The organism is Stenotrophomonas sp. GD04145 (genome assembly GCF_029835135.1).
In the GTDB taxonomy this organism is placed as follows: domain Bacteria; phylum Pseudomonadota; class Gammaproteobacteria; order Xanthomonadales; family Xanthomonadaceae; genus Stenotrophomonas; species Stenotrophomonas maltophilia_P.
Genome location: NZ_JAODZG010000018.1, coordinates 1 through 19,042 on the forward strand (window position 1 = coordinate 1; position 19,042 = coordinate 19,042).

The 19,042-nt window shown below is 67.4% G+C and carries 16 protein-coding genes; 7 read left to right on the plus strand and 9 right to left on the minus strand.

Annotated features, from left to right (window positions below; all coding sequences use genetic code 11):
* A partial coding sequence (locus N7367_RS10935) for an endonuclease/exonuclease/phosphatase family protein (protein WP_279942382.1) occupies positions 1-726 on the plus strand: 726 nt, incomplete at its 5' end.
* A 174-nt stretch (positions 727-900) separates the two neighbouring features.
* On the opposite strand, the gene N7367_RS10940 is transcribed toward N7367_RS10935, so the two are convergent.
* Positions 901-1,512, minus strand: a complete 612-nt coding sequence (locus N7367_RS10940) for a superoxide dismutase (RefSeq protein WP_049458515.1) — start codon at positions 1,510-1,512, stop codon at positions 901-903.
* A gap of 218 nt (positions 1,513-1,730) precedes the next feature.
* Here N7367_RS10940 and N7367_RS10945 point away from each other — a divergent pair, with 218 nt between their 5' ends.
* Complete coding sequence (locus N7367_RS10945; protein ID WP_180875611.1) at positions 1,731-2,189, plus strand: ribonuclease domain-containing protein; 459 nt, start codon at positions 1,731-1,733, stop codon at positions 2,187-2,189.
* Positions 2,186-2,599, plus strand: a complete 414-nt coding sequence (locus N7367_RS10950; RefSeq protein WP_065175478.1) for a barstar family protein — start codon at positions 2,186-2,188, stop codon at positions 2,597-2,599. The genes N7367_RS10945 and N7367_RS10950 overlap by 4 nt, the downstream gene beginning before the upstream one ends.
* Before the next feature lie 121 nt (positions 2,600-2,720).
* Here the strand turns inward: N7367_RS10950 and N7367_RS10955 are convergent, their stop codons facing one another.
* On the minus strand, positions 2,721-4,481 hold the full coding sequence (locus N7367_RS10955) for a hypothetical protein (protein WP_279942383.1): 1,761 nt from the start codon (positions 4,479-4,481) through the stop codon (positions 2,721-2,723).
* Positions 4,482-4,491: 10 nt separating this feature from the next.
* The gene (locus tag N7367_RS10960; protein WP_053516900.1) at positions 4,492-5,091 is read right to left on the minus strand and encodes an NfuA family Fe-S biogenesis protein; all 600 of its coding nucleotides are present in this window, start codon (positions 5,089-5,091) and stop codon (positions 4,492-4,494) included.
* 90 nt (positions 5,092-5,181) lie between these two features.
* On the opposite strand from N7367_RS10960, the gene N7367_RS10965 reads away from it, so the two are divergent.
* The 3 genes from N7367_RS10965 (at position 5,182) to zupT (ending at position 6,848) form a co-directional block, all read left to right on the plus strand.
* Positions 5,182-5,532: a 4a-hydroxytetrahydrobiopterin dehydratase gene (locus N7367_RS10965; RefSeq protein WP_053516899.1), complete on the plus strand. Its 351-nt coding sequence runs from the start codon at positions 5,182-5,184 to the stop codon at positions 5,530-5,532.
* Entirely contained in the window at positions 5,529-5,942 is a 414-nt protein-coding gene (locus N7367_RS10970) for an energy transducer TonB (RefSeq protein ID WP_053516898.1), read from the plus strand. Before N7367_RS10965 ends, N7367_RS10970 begins: the two co-directional genes overlap by 4 nt.
* A gap of 96 nt (positions 5,943-6,038) precedes the next feature.
* A complete protein-coding gene (gene zupT / locus N7367_RS10975) occupies positions 6,039-6,848 on the plus strand; it encodes a zinc transporter ZupT (protein WP_053516897.1) in 810 nt (269 codons plus the stop codon).
* Positions 6,849-7,206: 358 nt separating this feature from the next.
* Here zupT and N7367_RS10980 read toward each other — a convergent pair whose 3' ends face one another.
* A complete protein-coding gene (locus N7367_RS10980) occupies positions 7,207-8,181 on the minus strand; it encodes an RluA family pseudouridine synthase (RefSeq protein WP_065181953.1) in 975 nt (324 codons plus the stop codon).
* 408 nt (positions 8,182-8,589) lie between these two features.
* Here N7367_RS10980 and rne point away from each other — a divergent pair, with 408 nt between their 5' ends.
* Positions 8,590-11,820 (plus strand): ribonuclease E, encoded by a 3,231-nt coding sequence (gene rne / locus N7367_RS10985; RefSeq protein WP_279942384.1) that lies wholly within the window; start codon positions 8,590-8,592, stop codon positions 11,818-11,820.
* A 113-nt stretch (positions 11,821-11,933) separates the two neighbouring features.
* On the opposite strand, the gene N7367_RS10990 is transcribed toward rne, so the two are convergent.
* Genes N7367_RS10990 through N7367_RS11010 form a run of 5 tightly spaced genes read right to left on the minus strand, consistent with a single transcriptional unit; the run spans position 11,934 to position 19,039 of the window.
* The gene (locus N7367_RS10990) at positions 11,934-12,818 is read right to left on the minus strand and encodes an endonuclease/exonuclease/phosphatase family protein (RefSeq protein WP_053516893.1); all 885 of its coding nucleotides are present in this window, start codon (positions 12,816-12,818) and stop codon (positions 11,934-11,936) included.
* Positions 12,819-12,820: 2 nt separating this feature from the next.
* Positions 12,821-15,988 carry a discoidin domain-containing protein gene (locus tag N7367_RS10995; RefSeq protein WP_279942385.1) on the minus strand — a complete coding sequence of 1,056 codons (3,168 nt, stop codon included), beginning with the start codon at positions 15,986-15,988 and terminating at the stop codon, positions 12,821-12,823.
* Positions 15,985-16,821: a carbohydrate ABC transporter permease gene (locus N7367_RS11000; protein ID WP_053516890.1), complete on the minus strand. Its 837-nt coding sequence runs from the start codon at positions 16,819-16,821 to the stop codon at positions 15,985-15,987. The genes N7367_RS10995 and N7367_RS11000 overlap by 4 nt, the downstream gene beginning before the upstream one ends.
* Positions 16,818-17,699 carry a sugar ABC transporter permease gene (locus tag N7367_RS11005; RefSeq protein WP_065175483.1) on the minus strand — a complete coding sequence of 294 codons (882 nt, stop codon included), beginning with the start codon at positions 17,697-17,699 and terminating at the stop codon, positions 16,818-16,820. Before N7367_RS11005 ends, N7367_RS11000 begins: the two co-directional genes overlap by 4 nt.
* A complete protein-coding gene (locus tag N7367_RS11010) occupies positions 17,696-19,039 on the minus strand; it encodes a sugar ABC transporter substrate-binding protein (protein WP_279942386.1) in 1,344 nt (447 codons plus the stop codon). The genes N7367_RS11005 and N7367_RS11010 overlap by 4 nt, the downstream gene beginning before the upstream one ends.
* Between the last annotated feature and the right edge of the window lie 3 nt (positions 19,040-19,042).

The following is a 19,042-nucleotide window of genomic DNA, read 5'->3' on the forward strand; positions in this document are numbered from 1 at the left end:
ACCGTGGCGGCCCTGGAACTGCCCGGGCGGGACGATGCGCAGTGGAAGCAACGCCGCGAACAGGTGGCGCAGCTGTTGACCGAGCTGCAGCCGGACGTCATCTCGGTGCAGCAGGTGCGGCAGCAGCAGGGGCGCAACCCGGCCTGCTGGCTGGCCAACCGGCTGCGCTACAGCTGCGACTTCGTCACGGCCGATCCGCCCAGCCAGCCGCTGCGGCACGGCAATGCGATGCTGACGCGGCTGCCGGTCAGCGAGGATGGCGTGACCCTGCTGCACCCGCCCGGTACGTTCAGCGCGGCGGGCATGATGCGGCTGCGGCTGGGCGAGGCCCTGGTCAATGTCTACGTGACCCGCCTGCGCCCGGAGCCGGATGAAGCGGCGGCCCGCCAGCACCAGACCAGCGATCTCATGGCCTGGATCAGCGCGACCGCAGAAGGCCTGCCCAGTGTGATCGCAGGCGATTTTTCCGCCGGCACGGTGGAACTGGTGCGCGCTACGCCGGGCTTCCAGCCGGCCCGGCGCAGCCCGGGCGGCCGGGCGGAAGCGTCAGCTTCCGGTGCCAGCGGCGCCAGCGGTCACGGCCTGGATGTGCTGTTCCAGGTCAAGCATTTCGGTGGCATCCGCCAGCAGCCCATCCTGCTGCCGGCCGACGGCGAGCTGCCTGGACTGCGCCTGGGGATGATGGCCACCCTGCGCCTGCAGGGCGATACGGCCACCGCGGAATAGGCCCGCCCTTGGCTCCGGTGGGTGCCGACCTTGGTCGGCACATTCCCACCGCGCTCGCACCATCGCCCGTGCCGACCAAGGTCGGCACCCACCAGGTCCCGCCCGACGTCCAGAAGCTGGCAAACAAAAAGGCCGGGGTCTCCCCCGGCCTTCTCATGTCATCCAGTCACGCGATCAGGCGATCGCGTCCTGGTAACGGCGCTCGACTTCGTTCCAGTCGATGACGTTGAAGAACGCGCCGATGTATTCCGGACGACGGTTCTGGTACTTCAGGTAGTACGCGTGCTCCCACACGTCCAGACCGAGGATGGGCGTGTTGCCTTCCATCAGCGGGCTGTCCTGGTTGCCGGTGCTTTCCACCACGACCTTCTTGTCGGGGGTGACGCTCAACCATGCCCAGCCGCTGCCGAAGCGGGTCAGCGCCGCCTTGGTGAAGGCGTCCTTGAACTTGTCGAAACCGCCCAGGTCCTTGTCGATGGCCTTGGCCACGTCGCCCACCGGGTTGCCGCCCGCGTTCGGCGCCATCACCGTCCAGAACAGCGAGTGGTTGGCATGGCCACCGCCGTTGTTGCGCACCGGGCCCTGCAGGTTCTCCGGCAGCGACTTCAGCTTCTTCACCAGCTCTTCCACCGGCAGGTCAGCGTACTCGGTGCCTTCCAGCGCCGCGTTGACGTTGTTGATGTAGGTCTGGTGATGCTTGGTGTGATGGATCTCCATCGTCGCCGCGTCGATATGCGGCTCCAGCGCGTCGTAGGCGTAGGACAGCTTGGGCAGGGTATAGGCCATGATGCATCTCCTGATTGCGAGGGCACCCGACGGTGTCGGGTGTAGCGCGGTGAATGATGGGGACAGACCGCTAGATTACCAAGGGGGATGTAAAGGAAATTGCGTCCTGCCGGTGAGCATGCCGGCAATTGTTACGCAGCGGTGACGCGGCGGTTCCTCATGCAGCGTGCAGCGCACAGGCGCTACAGTGCATGCACCACCCTCACCCGTTCGTGCCCATGCGCAACCCCCGGCTGCTGATCACTGCCATCGCCCTGCTGCTGCTCGGCCTGGTCGTCAACCACGTCATGCAGCGGCCGCCGGCACCGCAGTTCGCGCCGGACCTGCAGGGCGCCCCGACCCGGACTGCCCCCACCCCGGCACACGGCGATGGCGCACGCAACGGCCTGCCCGCCTTCCTTCCCGCCGAAGCACGCCAGACCATCACCCTGATCCAGCGGGGCGGGCCCTTCCCGCACCGCCAGGATGGCAGCACCTTCGGCAACCGCGAGCAGCGCCTGCCGCAGCGGCCGCGTGGCTACTACCGCGAGTACACGGTCGACACCCCCGGTGCGGGCAACCGGGGGGCACGCCGCATCGTCACGGGCGGCGATCCAGCAGAGGCGTGGTACTACACCGATGACCATTACGGCTCATTCCGCAGCTTCACCGTTCCATCCCCCGGAGACGCTCGATGAGCCACGATGATTTCGGCCTCGGCCTGCACGACATCAACAACGCCGGCGTGTATGCCATCGACAGCGCGGACATCGGCGCGCTTGCCGCTGCCATGCGCGATGCCGGCCTGAAGGTGATCCGCATCGATCTGGAGGGCGTGACCGACAAGCGCACCCTGCTGGCGCGGCTGTCCGCGCAGCTGGACTTCCCGGCCGGTTTCGGCGGCAACTGGGATGCCCTGTCGGACAATCTTCGCGACCTGCAGTGGCTGCCGGCCAGCGGTTATGCGCTGTTCCTGGCGGATGTCGACGCGCTGCGCGCTGGCGCAGCCAAGGATTTCGACACCCTGCTCGACGTGCTGGACGAAGCCAGCCGGGATTGGGTCGGCCGCGACGTGCCGTTCTGGGTGTTCCTGTCACAGAGCGAGTAAAGGGGCGACGCCGACCAAGGCCGGCCGCCCGCAATGGTTCCGGCGAAGAGCCCCCTTGTTGTTCAAAGGGGGCGCGCCAACGGCGCGGGGATAAGGAAACATGCGTGGACAATGGGAGCCGCTAGCGGCTCCCATTGTCTTCCTGCAGTTCCTTCTTGAACGGGATATCCGGCGGCGGCCGGGCCACGGCCGGCTGGTCCTGCATGTTCGGGTCGGTCAGGCCGCAGCCGCCACCCGCCTGCAGAATGGAGATGACGCAGGAAATCCGGGTGCTGGTGCCGGGAAGCGGAATCTCCATCGCCTTGACGCCCTTGCGCACCCACTCGGCCAGCAGCGACTCCTGCGGCACCCAGTATTTGTCGAACGAGGTGGGCGTGTAGTCGTAGGGCGGTCGCTTCAGCCATGTCCCCGACTGGGCGATGCGTTCCTTGCTCCAGCCGTCGTTGTCCCCCCCGGGAGCACCACGCTCCGCATTGCCGGGGCCGTCCTGCCCCGGTACACGCACGCTGCCGTCGGCGTTGAACAGGCCGTTGCCCCGGCCCGCGCTGCTCGCCTGCGCGGCGCCGCTGCGGGCGCCATCACGAGTGCGATCCGAGGCCCCCCAGTCGTCGCCCCGGGCCGGCGTAGCCCAGTTGCCCGGGGTCGGCGTCGGGCGGGCACCGGCCTGTGCCGGTGTCGTGGCGACGGCTGATGGGCGCGCAGCGGGACTGCTCACCGCAGCCGCGCTGCCCTGGGCTGCGGGAGCGGAGGTTGCGGCACTGCCACCGGAAGGCGCAGGCGAAGCGACCGGTGCAGACGCCACCTCACGTTCGCGCACCTGCACGTCGCGGCCCGCGGGCGCCCGTACTGCAGGCTCACGGCCTGCGATCGGCGCCATCCGCACCTGCGGATCGACAACCGCCTGCACTTCGCGTTCGCGCACCTGCACATCCTGCTGCGGAACGCGGATCGGTACTTCCGCTGCGCGCACCGCCGGAGCCACGACGGGTGTCTCCACGATGGCCACCTCACGTTCCTGCACCTGCGGCTGGCGGATCTGCGGCACCCTCACCTGCACATCCGGTGTGCGCAGCGCTTGCGGTGTGGGCGGCGCCTCCAGCGGCTGCACGCTGCGCTCGCGTACGCTGGGCGTTGTGTCGCGCGGCACGATGCTCACTTCGGTGCGCGGCACGCTGACCGGCGGCACCACGAAATCGCTCGTGGCCTGCGCCACGTCGGTCGCCTGGACCGGCGAAGGCGGCGGCGTGGCCGGTGGGGCCGGCTCGGTCGGCATGGCTTGCGGAGGCGTACTGGCGGCAGCGGGGGCCGCAGCAGGGGATGGCTGCGGGCGCGCCGCGACCGGTCGCGGCTGCGGCGCAGTTGCCGATCCTGCCGCGTCTCCTGCAGCCGTGCGGCCGGCTGCAGCTGCTGCAGCCGATTCGGCGCCGGGCTGGTCGCCTCCGCCCTCCTGGCTGGCGCGGCCGACAAACTCGATCTGCACGCGCTCACCGTCGGATCCCTGCTCGGCGGGCACCGAGGTGCGGATCACCGCCACCCACAGCAGCAGCAGGAAGAACAGCAGGTGCAGCAATGCACTGGCCACGGCCGACGTCCAGCGCATCCAGCGCTGGTCACGCGGCGCCGGCTCCCAGTCCTGCCACAACAGGCGCCGCAGCGCCTGCCAGCGGGGCAGCGCCGGCAGCGTCCCGGGGCGTCCCGGCAGAGGCCTGGGCAGCAGCACCGCGATCACCTCGCGGGCATGGAACGGGCGTGGCAACGGGCTCAGCGAGCGCAGCCACAGCGCCCAGCCATAAGGCAGGCGCGTGTTCTTCTCCAGGATGATCGGTTGCTGCTGGCGCGCCAGCAGCAGGTCGATGAGTTGCTCGGCTCTGGGCAGAGGCACGCGTCGGCGATCAGGCGGCGTTGCCGCGCGGGATGTACGGTGCGTGGCCGCTGTCGTGGTCGGTCGCGTCGCGCACTGCGGTCACGCCGGGCACCCGGCCCATCAAGGTCTTTTCGATGCCCTGCTTGAGGGTCACATCGGCCATGCCACAGCCCTGGCAGCCACCACCGAAACGCAGCAGCACCACGCCCTCGGCCGAGACTTCCTGCACTGCGACCTTGCCGCCATGGGAGGCGAGCTGTGGATTGATTTCATTCTCCACCACCCAGTGCACACGCTCGACCAGCGAAGCGGCATCTCCGGGCGCTTCGCCCTTGATGCGCGGCGCCTTGATGGTCAACTGTTGGGCACCTGCCGCGCCGGCCACGATGTCGATCTCCGCGCCATCGAGCCAGCCGACGCTGCCGGCGTCGACATACAGGGTGAACCCGTCGCAGTCCACGGCCCACTCGTCGCCGTGCAGGTCCGAGGGTTCGGCGAATTCCAGCCGCGCATCGGCACGCGGAGTGCCGGGATCGACCGCGCTCAGGCGTACGCCCATGCCGGGCGCGCCCTCGCGTTCGATCAGCTTGCGGAAATGGGTCTGGGCAGTGTCGGAGATCTGGATCATCAGGCTATTCTAGCCAAGTAAGTGTCAACCGCTCATTCGGTTTATACACCGTCCGGCGCATTGTTCAGTCAACACGAGGTGGAGATTCCCATGGCCGACCTGATTCCACTGGCCCAGGCCCGTTGCGTGCCGCGCAAAGGCAGCGACCACAAGCTGGGCGAGGCCCGCCTGGCCGAGCTGCTGCCGCAGATTCCCGGCTGGGAACTGGCCGAGGGCGGCCAGGCGCTGCTGCGCACCTTCCGCTTCAAGGACTACTACGCCACCATGGCCTTTGTGAATGCACTGGCCTGGATCGCCCACCACGAGGATCACCACCCGGACCTGGGCGTGCACTACGACCGCGCCGTGGTGCGCTATTCGACCCACGACGTCGGCGGCCTGAGCGAGAACGACTTCATCTGCGCGGCCAAGACATCGGCCCTCACGGAGCAACTGCCATGAATGTGCGAGTGCTGAGCCTGTCCCTGATCGCCGTGACCGGCCTCGCCGGCTGTGGCGCCTCCGAGCCGTCGCCGCCCGTGCCGCCGCCGACCGAGGTGGCTGCGGTGAAGACGCCGCCACCGCAGTACCCGCTCGAGCTGGCCTGTACCGGTACAGGCGGCACCAGCACCTTCAAGGTGACCATCGGCACCGACGGCAAGCCCAGCGAAGTGACCCTGCTGAGCGGCGCGGGCAACCCGCAGCTGGATGAGCTGGCCAGGAATGCCGTGCAGGGCTGGCAGTTCAAGGCCGCCACCCGCAATGGCCAGGCCGTGCCCGCCACCATCCAGGTGCCGGTCAGCTTCAACCCGCCGCAGCCGAAGCCGGACCAGTGTTTCGCGGTGGAAGAGCGCCTGCGCCGCGGCGGCTGACCGCACACCATGACGAGGCCAGCCGACGCCCGCCTCGCCCTTGCCGCCCCGGCAGTGCCCGGGGCGGTTGTCTGTTGACCAGGACCGCGTCGGTACATGCTGCAGATCCCCCCCGAAAACATCTGGATCGCGCTGGCGGTCACCCTCGCGGCCGGCCTGGCGACCGCCATCGGCAGCCTGCTGGTGCTGTTCTCGCGCCGCCCCAACCCGCGCCTGCTGGCGTTCGGCCTGGCCTTCGCCGGCGGCGCGATGGTCTACGTGTCACTGTCGGAGATCCTCAACAAGTCCATCGCGTCGTTCGCCCTGGCCTATGGCGAGCGCACCGGCTTCACCTACGGCACGCTGGCGTTCCTGGCCGGTGTGATCGTTATCGTGCTGATCGATCACTTCATTCCCAATCCGCACGACAGCCTGGACAAGCAGGACCCTGCGTTCCGCGAGAACAGCCGCGAGTACCTGAAGCGGGTCGCGCTGCTGACCTCGGTGGCGATCACCGCACACAATTTCCCGGAAGGGCTGGCGACCTTCTTCGCTACGCTGGAAAGCCCGTCGGTGGGCATGCCGCTGGCCTTCGCCATCGCCATCCACAACATTCCCGAGGGCATCGCAATCGCGGTCCCGGTGTACTTCGCCACCCAGAACAAGTTCTATGCGTTCGGCGCCAGCCTGCTGTCAGGCCTGGCCGAGCCGGTGGGGGCCATGCTGGGCTACTGGCTGCTGTCCGGATCGCTGTCGCACGCCACGTTCGGCTGGGTGTTCGGCCTGATCGCCGGCGTGATGGTATTCCTGGCCCTGGACGAACTGCTGCCGGCGGCCAAGCGCTACGCCAAGGGTCACGAAACGGTGTACGGTCTGGTGGCAGGCATGGGAACGCTGGCGGTCAGCCTGGTGCTGTTCAAGTGGTGAGCGGGTTGCGGCCAACGGGCTGAACCCCCTCGCGGCTGGCGGAGCGAGATCCCGGGGTTGGGCCGGGCTCTGACAGGCTATAGGCGTGCCAGCCGCGCGATGAAAGAATGAAAAAGCGAAGCCCGCGCTGCGCGCGTGAGTCGAGCGTGGCTCGACGCTACAAGGGCTGCGTGCGGGCATGGCTCTACGCTGCGGCTGTCAGGTCCGCCCCTCGGCGGACCGAGGAGCGCAGCGCCGGCTCGCGGATGGCCGCGTGTTTCTTTGGTTACTTTCTTTGCACGAGCAAAGAAAGTGAAAAGCCCACTCATCGCAGGGACGCGACGGTGCCGACCAAGCACCCGGCGCCGCCGAACCGCCGTCAGCGCAGGCGGTCCAGCGCCTCGACCAACTCATCCGCCAGCGGAGCGTTCAGCACGTAGGGGGTCTTGCCGTCGTCCAGCGCGAACTCCAGCGAGGCCGCGTGCAGGAACAACCGCTTCAGGCCGATCTGCTCACGAAGCCGCTTGTTCACCGCAGGATCGCCGTACTTGTCGTCACCGGCCACCGCATGCCCCAGATGCTGGGCGTGCACCCGGATCTGATGGGTCCGGCCCGTCTCGATGCGCACCTCGCAATAGGAATGGCCCCCACGCCGCTCCAGCACGCGGAAATGGCTGATCGATTCCTTGCCGATCGCATTGACCTGGACATGTCGCTCACCGCCTTGGCGCAGGCCCACGTGCAGCGGCGCGTCCACCGTCATCACCCCGTCGGGCATGCGTCCGGTCAGCAGGGTCAGGTAACGCTTGCGGATGCCGGCGCCATGGTCCTCACGCAGCAGCGCCTGCAGCTCGCTCAGCGCCGAGCGCTTCTTGGCCACCACCAGCAGGCCCGACGTATCGCGGTCGAGACGGTGCACCAGTTCCAGCGTCTGGCCCGGGCGCAGGGCGCGCAGGGTCTCGATGGCGCCGAAGCTGATCCCGCTGCCGCCATGACTGGCCACGCCCGAGGGTTTGTTCAGCGCCAGCAGCCGTGCGTCCTCGAAGACGATGGCCTGTTCCAGACGGCGCATGAACGACTCGGGAGGACCAGCCTTGTCTCCCTCCTCGGTGAGACGGACCGGCGGCACCCGCACCTCATCGCCCGCCTCCAGCTTGCGCTCGGCCTTGGCGCGGCCGCCATTGACCCGCACCTGCCCGCTGCGCACCAGCTTGTAGACCAGACTGCGCGGGGCGCCTTTCAGCTGGCCGAGCAGGAAATTATCCAGGCGCTGGCCGGCGCGGTCGGCGGGAACGGTGATCATGCGCACGGATGGCTTGTCGCCAGCTGGCTTGGTGGGGTCTTGGGCGGTCATCAGGCTGTTTATTCTGTTACACTCGGGGGGCGAGATAAGGGATTGATTTCGTTGGAAGTTACTCAGGGCCAGAAGCCCAGCTTCCGACGAATCCGGCACAGTGCGCGACCACCGCCCGCGGGGCGGCCATGTTAGCGGCTCACCGGCCTTCCCGGCCATCGCCGGATGCCTGACACGCAACCGTGCTGAACATGTCCCGCGTGGCGCTCCAGCCTGGCTGACAGCTGCCTGCGGCCCTGCAACACCCCAAAAACCATATGAGTGAAGCGCTCCCGCGGCCTGCCGTGGTGTCGTAGCGCTGGAAACCCAAGCCCCCCTCCCCGCGCTTGCGCGAATGGGGGGCGAGCCGTATCCAGAGGCGAAACCCCATGGCGTTCCGCGCGGTAGCCGCTTGCGAGGAACGCAACAATGAAGCGAATGCTGATCAACGCCACGCAGGCTGAAGAGCTGCGTGTTGCCATCGTGGATGGCCAGTCGTTGTATGACATCGACATCGAGCAGCCGTCGAAGGAACAGAAGAAGTCCAACATCTACAAGGGCCGGATCTTCCGCATCGAGCCCTCGCTGGAAGCCGCCTTCGTCGAATATGGCGGTGGCCGCCATGGCTTCCTGCCGCTGAAGGAAATCTCCCGCGACTACTTCCAGGCCGGTGTCGACCACAACAAGGCCGGCATCCGCGAGCTGCTCAAGGAAGGCCAGGAAGTGGTGGTCCAGGTCGACAAGGAAGAGCGTGGCAACAAGGGCGCCGCCCTGACCACGTTCATCTCCCTGGCCGGCCGCTACATGGTGCTGATGCCGAACTCGCCAAGTGCCGGCGGCGTCTCGCGCCGCATCGAGGGCGAAGACCGGGCTGCCCTGAAGGACGCACTGGACAAGCTGAACATTCCCGACGACATGGGCGTGATCATCCGTACCGCCGGCGTCGGCCGCGATGCGGAAGAGCTGCAGTGGGATCTGGACTACCTGCTCAGCGTCTGGCGGGCGATCGCCGAGGCGGCGCTGAGCAAGCCGGCCCCGTTCCTGATCTACCAGGAATCGCGCCTGATCGTGCGCGCCCTGCGTGACTACCTGCGCGCCGACATCGGCGAGATCCTGGTGGACACCGAGGAGATGTACGAGCACGCCAGGGAGTTCATGCAGCAGGTGATGCCGCAGACCCTGCGCAAGCTCAAGCATTACAAGGACGACATCCCGCTGTTCAACCGCTTCCAGATCGAATCGCAGATCGAAGGCGCCTACGAGCGCAACGTGCGCCTGCCGTCGGGCGGCTCGATCGTGGTCGACCAGACCGAAGCACTGACCGCCGTCGACGTGAACTCCTCGCGCGCAACCAAGGGCAGCGACATCGAGGACACCGCCTTCCAGACCAATCTGGAAGCGGCCGAGGAAGTGGCCCGCCAGCTGCGCCTGCGCGATCTGGGCGGCCTGGTGGTGATCGACTTCATCGACATGTCCTCCAACAAGCATCAGCGCGAGGTCGAGAACCGCCTGGCCAACGCGCTGAAGTACGACCGCGCACGTGTTCAGGTCGGCCGCATCTCGCGCTTCGGCCTGCTGGAAATGAGCCGCCAGCGCCTGCGCCCGAGCCTGGGCGAATCGAGCCAGATCGTCTGCCCGCGCTGTGATGGCCACGGCCGCATGCGCAGCGTCGAGTCGCTGTCGCTGTCGATCATCCGCGTGGCCGAAGAGCACGCGATGAAGGAGAACACTGGGCAGGTGCTGGTGCAGGCGCCGGTGGAGATCGCCAATTACCTGCTGAACGAGAAGCGCAGCGCGCTACGCGAAATCGAACAGCGCCATGAAGCGCCGATCGTGATCGTCGCCGACGAGCAGTTGCATACCCCGCACTACACGGTCACCCGCCTGCGTGAGAACGAACTGGGCGAGGAAAGCAGCCGTCCGAGCTACCAGCGTGGCACTCCGCGCAAGCTGCCTGTGCACGCCCTCACCAAGGGCCAGCTGAACATCCCGCCGCCGGTGGTGACCCAGGTCAAGCACACCTCCCCCGCCCCGGTGCGTGAGGAAGTGGAGCCGGCTGCAGCGGCACCCGCGCCGGTGGTGGCTGCGCCCGCCGCCCCGTCGACCGGCGGTGGCGTGATCGGTTGGATCAAGCGCGTGTTCGGTGGTGAGCCGGCACCCGCCCCGGCGCCGCCGGCCGCCCGCCAGCCGCAGCAGGACGGTGGCCGCAGGGAGCGCAACAAGGATCGCAACAAGGACCGCAAGGACCGTCGCGACGACAATCGCGGCAACGGCAATGCGCAGCAGCAGAAGGAGGGCGGCAACCGCAAGGATCGCGGCGAACAGCGCAAGGACGGTCGTCAGGGCGGCAATGGCAACCCGAACGGCAACGGCCAGCCGCAGGGCAAGCAGAAGGACGGCCAGCAGCCGCAGCAGCAGAACAAGCCGCGCAACGAGCAGCAGGGCCAGAACCCGCAGCAGCAGCCGAAGCTCAAGCAGCCGAAGCAGCCGCGTCCGCAGCAGGACGGCGACAAGCCGGCCGAGAAGCCGCAGCGTGGTGCCGCAGAAGCCCAGACCGACACGGCGACGGCGTCCGCTGCGGTGGCGGCCAGTGCCGTCACCGCTGCTGCGGTGACCGCGCGGGAGGCTACGGCGCCGGTCGCGGCGGTGGTCGCACAGCCGCCGGTCGAAACCGCGGCGCCGGCCGAAGTCGCGCCTGTCACCGCCGTTGAAGGTGACGCCGCTGCCGTGACGGGCGAAGAGGCACCTGCCGACACCACGGGCGAGCAGGCCGGCGAAGGCGCGACCCGCCGTCGTCGTGGTCGTCGTGGTGGCCGTCGCCGCCGCCGTGGTGGCGCCGAGAATGCGGCCGGCACCGATCCGCTGGGCGAAGACCAGGATGACGGTGACGAAGGCGATGACGCCGACAGCACCGACAGCGCCGAGCCGCGTGTCGACCACGCTGCCGGGTCAGCACCGGTTGCAGCCACCCAGCCCGCCCGCTCGCAGCCGGAGTTCGACTTCGATGACGACGCCGAGCCGTCCATCGTCGAAGGCGAGAAGCCGGCCCGCGTTGCGGCCGCTGTCGCCGCCGCACCGGCCGCCGTGGTCAGCAGCGCCGTGGTTGAAGCCGCCGCGCCGGTGACCGCCGCGCCTCCGGCACCGGTCGAGACCGCTGCCAAGGCAGAACCGGCGCCATCGCCGGTGCAGACCAGCATGCTCGACGCCATCGACGCCGCGACACCCGCACAGCCCGTGGCGGCGGCAACCCCGTCGGCGGACGCCGCACCGGTGATCGAAGCAACGCCGGTAGTGGCCGAAGCGGCCCCTGTGGTGGACGTGAAGCCGGTCGTGGTCGAGCCTGCACCCGTCGTGGAGTCGAAGCCGGAGGCTGTTGAAGCAGCGCCCGTGCCTGAAACCGCGCCGGTGGCTGTTGAGGCGGCCCCGGTGGTTGAAGTGAAGCCGGTCGTCGAGCCTGTCGTGGTTGCCGAAGCCCCGGTCGCACCGGTGGCCGTGGAAGCCCCGCCGGTGGACGCCCCTGCGCCGGTCGCCGATGCCGTCGTGACGCCGACCCTCGACCCGGTCGCGGATGGCCATGCCGATGCTGCCGCCCAGGCGGCCGAAGCCAAGGCTGACGAAGAGGACGACGAGGCCGCCAAGCGCACGCCGCCGGCCAACTGACCACTCGTTGATCGGGTGACAGCAGAACGGCGGGGATCGATGATCCCCGCCGTTTCTGTTTGTGCATCCGGCTGTATCGTGCCGACCGGGGATATATGCCCCTGTGTCGTTCTTCAGGGTTTCGGCGCGAACTGCAATCGCGTCCAGACGCCGTAATGATCCGAAGCCCAGCGGCCGCTGTCATCCGGCTGGTCGAACAGAAGCCTGGCCTCACGCGCAACCAGCTGGTCCTGCTGGAAGAAGATGTGATCGATCCGCGAGGGCGCCTGGTAGTAATGCCGGTTGAGGGTGCTGACAGCCGCCAGGTCGGTGTTCACATGCACGCTGCCATAGCTGTCGCCATAGTGGCTGCGCAGCTCGCTCAGGTCACCCGCATCGACCAGCGCGTTGAAGTCACCTGCGATCACCACCGGCGCGCCATCCGACGTTGCGGCGATGAAGCGCAGCAGATCTTCCACCTGCGTCCGCCGGATGCGCTTGCCACTTTCATCGCTGCGCTCATTGAGATGGGTTGCATAGAGGTTGACTGGCCGGCCCTCCACCTCGATGCGCAGGTGAGCCACGGTGCGGTAGTCGTCCAGCGGCAGCAGCAGGTGCTCGCCCTGGGCGAGGATCGGCTGTCGCGTCAACAGTGCGTTGCCGTAGCGCTTGGGCGCGCCGACCGGATCGGTGGACACGAACACGTATCGGTAGCCCAGCTGGCTGGCGAGCCATTGCGCCTGGTTGCGCACGTTGCGCCGCTGGATCACTTCCTGCAGCGCGATCGCATCAGGTTGCAGGCGCTTGAGTTCTGCCAGGATGGTACGACGCCGGCTGGGCCAGTCCTCGCGGTCGTGGTGCAGGTTGAAGGTGACCATGCCCATGCCAGGCGCGCGGGCGGCTGCGTCCCCATCGTCCGCCGGTGGTACGTCCGCCATCGCCGCGGCAGGCAGCGCCAGCGCGATCGCCATGCCCAGTGCGCACGCTGCCGCGCGCGCACGCCATGCCTTCCTACCCATGCTTACTGTCCCTTGCGCTCGGAGCGACGCACTGCCGCCGGCACTTCGATCTCGACGCGGGCAGGCAGTTCGTGCACATGCAGTTCGCGGTCGATCCATTCACCCGGCGCGCCATTGATGGTGGCGTCACCCGGTTCGCCCGCATAGGGCCACGGAAGCACGACGCCTCCAGCCGGTGGCACCAGGCCGGGCTGCACCTCCAGCACCAGCAGCTTGTCACTGCGCCGCAACCGATAGTTCAACTGCCCCTGCGGCGTACGCAGGCCCTGCACCGCGATGCCCTCACCCTGCAGCCAGGCGGTTGGAACGCCGCCGGCCAGCACCAGTGACTCATCCATGTCGCGGCTATAGGCGAACATGTCCAGCGCCGAGCGCACGAAATCCGACGCGACCCATGCATGCGGCAGGTCGCCGACGAAGAACGGCTTGCGCGGTGTCCGCGAGACCACTTCCGCCCATTGGTTCCATGCCTGCGGGGCACGGTCCTTGAAGAAGAACTCGGTCGCCTGCCAGGCGCGGTCGCGCCAGCCCAGGCGCACGAAGGCGGCGACGTTGCGCCACTCATACGGCGTATAGTCCTTCCATTCGCGCTTGCCATCGCGACGCGCGACGAATTCCTTCCAGTAACGCTCGAAGGTTGCTTCCAGGGCCTGCTGCGGCAGCCGGCCCTGCTCGCCCCCGGGCGCCAGTGCGATGGTTGTCGACGTCGCATCGAAATCGCCCAGCTCCGCCGAGCCCGGCAGGTAATCGATGTTGTGCTGCTGCATGGCCGACAGCAGCGATGCCTGCAGGTCGTCGCGGAACTGATCGCGTGACTCGGCGATCTGCATCGCCTCCACCTTGCCCAGTTGCGTCGCCAGCAGCGCAGCGTCCTTGTAGCCACGCAGCGCCCAGAAGTTGTCCCAATACGAATGCATCGGCTTGGCCGAGTAACCTTCGTGGCTGATCGAGGCCGGCATCATCCCGTAGAAGGCCGGGTTGCGTGCACGGTTCTCCTCGGTGCGCTCGCTGGCACGCAGCTGCTCCATGTACTGATAGGCCCCCTGCACATGCGGCCACATCAGTTCCATGAACGTGCTGTCGCCGGTGTAGCGGCCATACTCGGCGATGTTGTAGATCAACTCACCATGGCTGTCGTTCTCCGGCACCGGGTCGCTGCCACGTGCGTCGACGCAGCACGGCACCTTGCCATTCTCGAACTGGAACGGCGCATACCAGTTGAGGTAGTCACGCACCGCGTCGCTGCGGCCCATGCGCAGCAACCCTTCGGAGATCATCGCGCCGTCGCGGATCCAGCTGCGCGCATACGAGCGCGTGCCCGGCTGCAGGCTTGGCCCGACGCGCGAGATCAGCATGTGCGCTACCGCGGTGCGCAGCGTGTCGACCATCGGCTGGCCCGCCTTCGGAACCTGCAGCGACACCACGCCGAGCTTGGCACGCCACATGTCGGCAACCTGCTGCTGCGCCTTTGCCACGTCCACGGCCTGCGGCGCCCAGCCACCGGTCTGCGGCAGTACCACCGCCACTTCGCGGCTTTGCCCGGGTTCCAGGGTGATCGTGTACAGCAGCGCGCCCGACGCCATGCCGGTGCTGTCCTTCACCGTGGTCGTCGCCGGCAGCTTGCCCGAGGCGAGGTGCATGGCATCGAGCTTGCCGTCGAAAGAGGTGGCAAAACGCGCATCAGGTACCTGCAGCGGGTAGATGCGTGGCTCGCCATTGATGCGGACCAGCTGCTCGCCGACGTCGAGGCTGTCGATGCGGCTGAAGCCGCCGGTGGTGTTGAGGAACTGGGTTGGCGGATTGACCTGCCAGGGGCGGATGGCCAACGCCAGCGTGTACTCGTGGGCCACCTTGTCCGGATTGCTCAGGCGGTAGCGACCGATCAGCTGCGCACGCTCGGGCGTGCCCTGCACGAATCCGGTGACCGCCAGCCCCACCTTCTCATGCACCCAGTCGACATTGGCGATGGGCAGGTAGCGATCCTGCAGCGACTGGGTGATGGCCACATCACTCCAGGCGATCAGCTTGCCATCCAGGCGGACGAACGGCTCGATGCTGAAGCTGCCCTTGGCTGGCTCCAGCGCACCGTCTTCGCTGATCAGCGCCTGTTGCTGGCCGCCATCCAGACCCAGCAGGGTCCAGTACGGCTGTTCGCCCACGAACGCGCGCGGTACCGCACCGCGTGGGAGGTCAGCCGCAACCGACGACAGGAATGCATTGGGCGTGGATGCGAAGTCCAGCGGCTTGAGCGTGATGTCACGGATGCCATAGCGCCAGTTCGGACCTGCCTGCAGGTCGAAGCGCACATAGCGTGCATCGGTATCCGGCAGCGCCAGCCAGTCACGGCCACCCCCACCGGCGGTCACTTCGCGTGCCGTGCGCCAGTCGCGTCCGTCCACGGACGTGCGCACGGTGTAGCGGGTCGCCTGCAGGTCCGGCAGCCAGTCGATCACCGCGCCGCCGATCTCGCGGCTCTTGTGCAGGTCCAGGCTGATGGTCTGCTGCTTCACCCCACCGCTGATCCAGAAGGTATCGCTCTTGCCGTCCACCATCCGGTCCTGCAGCGCCGTGGCGGTGTCGGCAATCACCTCCGGCCGCAGCGGCGATTCGTCCCGTGCGGGCAGGCCCTGCAGGGTCAGTCTGTCGAAGCACACCGTGCCGCGTCCGCCGACCTTGCTGTAGATCGTGAACTCGACTGCGGCGCTGCGCGCCATTTCCTTCTCCGGCGACGGCCCCCACGCCTTGTCGATCTGCCGACGCCGGTACTCGACCGGCGTCCACGACCTGGGAAAACTGTAACCGGGGCGGTTGACCCACCACACGTTGTCACCGCTGGCGTCGATCAGCTTGAACTGCAGATCATTGGCCGGTGAATCACCGCGCAGCTGGAAGCCGAAGCGGTAGTTGACCGGATACTCAACCGCCAGCGCGCGACGGATGCCGACGTAGCCCGACACGTTGTGGAAGTCGTAATCCAGGCACAGCGCACGGCCGCCACCCGCGCCGCTGACCGGGCGCAGCGAACCGCTGACCTGGTCGGACAGCACCAGCTTCCAGGCACTGACATCGTCGAAGTCGTCCAGCACCTTCGGCGCCGGCAGCGCCGGAGGGGCGGCGATCGCCAGGGAGGTCCACAACAGGCCCAGTCCAACGGCGATCGCACCCTTCATCCCTTCACGCTCCCCAGCAACAATCCTTGGATGTAGTACCGCTGCAGCACCAGGAACAGTGCCAGCACCGGAACCACGGTAACCACCGCGCCGGCCATCATCATTTCCACGTCCATGATGTGTTCGCGCGAGAGGGTGGCCAGGGCCACCGGCAAAGTGTAGTGCTCCTGATCGGTCAACACGATCAGCGGCCACATGAAATCGTTCCATGCGCCCATGAAGGTGAAGATCGCCAGGGTCACCAGCACCGGCTTGAGCATCGGCAGCACGATCTGGAAGAAGATGCGCAGCTCCCCTGCCCCGTCGATGCGCGCGGCCTCCAGCAGTTCGTCCGGGATCGACCGCGCGTACTGCCGCACCAGGAAGATGCCGAACACGCTCGCCAGCGCCGGCACGATCACGCCACCGAAGCTGTTGACCAGCCCCAGCTGCTTCATCAGCAGGAACAGCGGCAGCATCGCCACCTGGGCGGGAATGACCAGCGCCGCCATCAACACCTGGAACAGGCGCTCACGGCCAACGAAATTCAGCTTGGCGAACGCATAGCCGGCCATCGTATTGAGCAGCAGCGAGCCCAGCGTGATCGCCAGCGACACCAGCAGGCTGTTGGCGAAATTGCCGCCCATGCCGGTACGCGCGAACAGCTCGTGGTAGTTGTGGGTGGTCACCTGCGAGGGCAACAGCGGAGGCGGGAAATGGCTGGCCTCGCCCTGCGGCATGAACGAGACCGAGACCATCCACAGCAGCGGCGCCAGGCTGACCAGGGCCAGCACCAGCAACGCGCCGTTGATCCACCACGGATGCCAGCGCGACTGGCCGATTTCACGACTCATACCAACTGCCTCCTGCGGCCAAAGCGCAGCATCACGGTGGTCACCGCCAGGATGATCAGGAACAGCAGGAATGCCACCGCGGAGGCGCGTCCCAGGTTCCACCACTTGAAGCCTTCCTCGAACATGAAATACAGCACGCTGACCGTGCTCTGCAGCGGGTCGCCACGCGTCATCACGTAAGGCTCGGCGAACAGCTGGAAGTAGCCGGAGACGGTGATCACTCCGACCACGAGCAGCACCGGGCCGAGCATGGGCAGGGTGATGTGCAGGAACTGCTTCCAGCGCGAGGCACCGTCGATCCGCGCCGCTTCGTACAGATCATGCGGGATCGCCTGCAGGCCGGCCAGGAAGATCACCATGTTGTAGCCGAAGTTCTTCCACACCGCGAACAGCATGATGGTGGGCATCGCCCAGTTCGGATCGCCCAGCCAGTCGATCGGGCTGATGCCCAGATGGCCCAGGCCGTAGTTGACCAGGCCGTAGCTGGTATGGAACAGGTAGCGCCAGATCACCGCCACCGCCACCAGCGTGGTCACCACCGGCGCGAACAGCGCGGTGCGGAACAGCGCCTTGAAACGCGCGGCAGGCGCGTTCAGCAGCATCGCCGCGCCCAGTGACACACCGATCGACAGCGGCACACCGATCAGCACGAAGTAGCTGGTGTTCCACAGCGACTTCCAGAACATCGGCGTCTGCAGCAGGTCGATGTAGTTGCCGAGGCCGACGAAACGCAGGTTGCTGCTGTCGGCCAATGCGTACAGGTCGAAGTCGGTGACGCTGAGCGCCAGCGCCGAGGCGACCGGCAGGCCGAAGAACACCCCCAGCACGATCAGCGATGGGCCTGCGAAGATCCATCCGGCCAGCGAAGTTCGTTTCATTGCGCGCTCCCATCGGCCAGGGTGCTGCTTGAACGCGTCGGCGAAGGCGCGCGCTCCTGCAGGCGTTGTTGTTCATGCATCCAGCGACGCTTGGCCAGCACCTTGTCCACGCGCTGGTCCAGCTCGGCCACGGCGTCGTCCTGGGGCATCCCGCCGCGCACCACCTTTTCGGTGACGATGCGCATTTCCTGCACGATGCGCTCCCACTCAAGCACCTTCGGCGTCGGCCTGACCCGCTCCAGCTGGTCGCGGAACGCCGCCGCCAGCGGATCACCGGCCAGGGACGGTGCATCCCAGGCACTGCGACGCGGCGGCAGATCACCGATGATCGAATGGAAACGGGCCTGGATTTCCGGGCGCGACAGGAACTCGATCAGCTTCCAGGAGGCTTGCTTCTGCTGCGATTTGCGGAAGATCACCAGGCTGGTACCGCCGGCGATGCCCGCACCGGGGCCACCCGGGCCCGGCAACGCCGCGGTGCCCCACTGCCCTTCCAGCGCCTTCGGCTGCAGCTTCTTGAACTCGCGGATGTTCCAGGGGCCGGAGATGTAGAACACGTTGAAGCCGCGGAAGAATTCATCCCAGACATTGGAGATCTGCGTCTCGGACATCTTCGGCGCCCAGCCCTGCTCGAACATGTTGGCGTAGAAAGCCAGCGTGCGGCGGAAGCCCGGGCTTGAGAAGTTGCCACGGGTATCGTCGTCGCGCAGCAGCGGATCGGGTTGCTGCAGCGCCAGTGACAGCTGCTGCTCGAACTCGTTGATCGGCATCAGCACGGCATAGCGGTTCGGGCCCTGCATGCGCTTGATCGCCGCCATCTGTTCGTTCCACTCCTGCCAGGTCCGCGGCGGGTGGTCGTAACCGGCCTTGGCCAGCAGGTCCTTGCGGTAATAGATCAGGCGGGTATCGACGTACCACGGCACGCCCACCAGCTCGCCATGGATCACGTTGGTGTCCCAGATGCCCTGGAAGTAATCCTTCGGGTCGACCACCGCCGAGCGCTGCACGAACGGTTGCAGCGGCGTCAGCGCATCGAGCTCGGCGAATTCGGGAACCCAGGTGTTGCCCAGCTGGCAGACATCGGGCAGGCCATCGGCGGCGAACGCGGTGAGCAGCTTCTCGTGCGCCGCGGTCCATGGGATGTTCTGCACATCCACCTTGATGCCGGGATTCTCGGCCTCGAATTCGTGGATCAGCTCGCTGACCACTTCCGCTTCGCGCCCCATCGCCCAGAAGCGCACGGTGGTGGTGCCCGGTTCGGTACGGGCGCAGCCCGCCACGACCAGCGCGGCCAGGGCCGGCAGCGCCCAGCGGCGCATGCGATGGAGCCAGTTCTGCACAGC

What these genes read in the sequence shown, in the direction of transcription:
- N7367_RS10940 (WP_049458515.1), bottom strand. Translation starts at nt 1,512, where the DNA reads ATGGCCTATACCCTGCCCAAGCTGTCCTACGCCTACGACGCGCTGGAG.
- N7367_RS10945 (WP_180875611.1), top strand. Translation starts at nt 1,731, where the DNA reads ATGCGCAACCCCCGGCTGCTGATCACTGCCATCGCCCTGCTGCTGCTC.
- N7367_RS10950 (WP_065175478.1), top strand. Translation starts at nt 2,186, where the DNA reads ATGAGCCACGATGATTTCGGCCTCGGCCTGCACGACATCAACAACGCC.
- N7367_RS10960 (WP_053516900.1), bottom strand. Translation starts at nt 5,091, where the DNA reads ATGATCCAGATCTCCGACACTGCCCAGACCCATTTCCGCAAGCTGATC.
- N7367_RS10965 (WP_053516899.1), top strand. Translation starts at nt 5,182, where the DNA reads ATGGCCGACCTGATTCCACTGGCCCAGGCCCGTTGCGTGCCGCGCAAA.
- N7367_RS10970 (WP_053516898.1), top strand. Translation starts at nt 5,529, where the DNA reads ATGAATGTGCGAGTGCTGAGCCTGTCCCTGATCGCCGTGACCGGCCTC.
- zupT (WP_053516897.1), top strand. Translation starts at nt 6,039, where the DNA reads ATGCTGCAGATCCCCCCCGAAAACATCTGGATCGCGCTGGCGGTCACC.
- N7367_RS10980 (WP_065181953.1), bottom strand. Translation starts at nt 8,181, where the DNA reads ATGACCGCCCAAGACCCCACCAAGCCAGCTGGCGACAAGCCATCCGTG.
- rne (WP_279942384.1), top strand. Translation starts at nt 8,590, where the DNA reads ATGAAGCGAATGCTGATCAACGCCACGCAGGCTGAAGAGCTGCGTGTT.
- N7367_RS10990 (WP_053516893.1), bottom strand. Translation starts at nt 12,818, where the DNA reads ATGGGTAGGAAGGCATGGCGTGCGCGCGCGGCAGCGTGCGCACTGGGC.
- N7367_RS10995 (WP_279942385.1), bottom strand. Translation starts at nt 15,988, where the DNA reads ATGAAGGGTGCGATCGCCGTTGGACTGGGCCTGTTGTGGACCTCCCTG.
- N7367_RS11000 (WP_053516890.1), bottom strand. Translation starts at nt 16,821, where the DNA reads ATGAGTCGTGAAATCGGCCAGTCGCGCTGGCATCCGTGGTGGATCAAC.
- N7367_RS11005 (WP_065175483.1), bottom strand. Translation starts at nt 17,699, where the DNA reads ATGAAACGAACTTCGCTGGCCGGATGGATCTTCGCAGGCCCATCGCTG.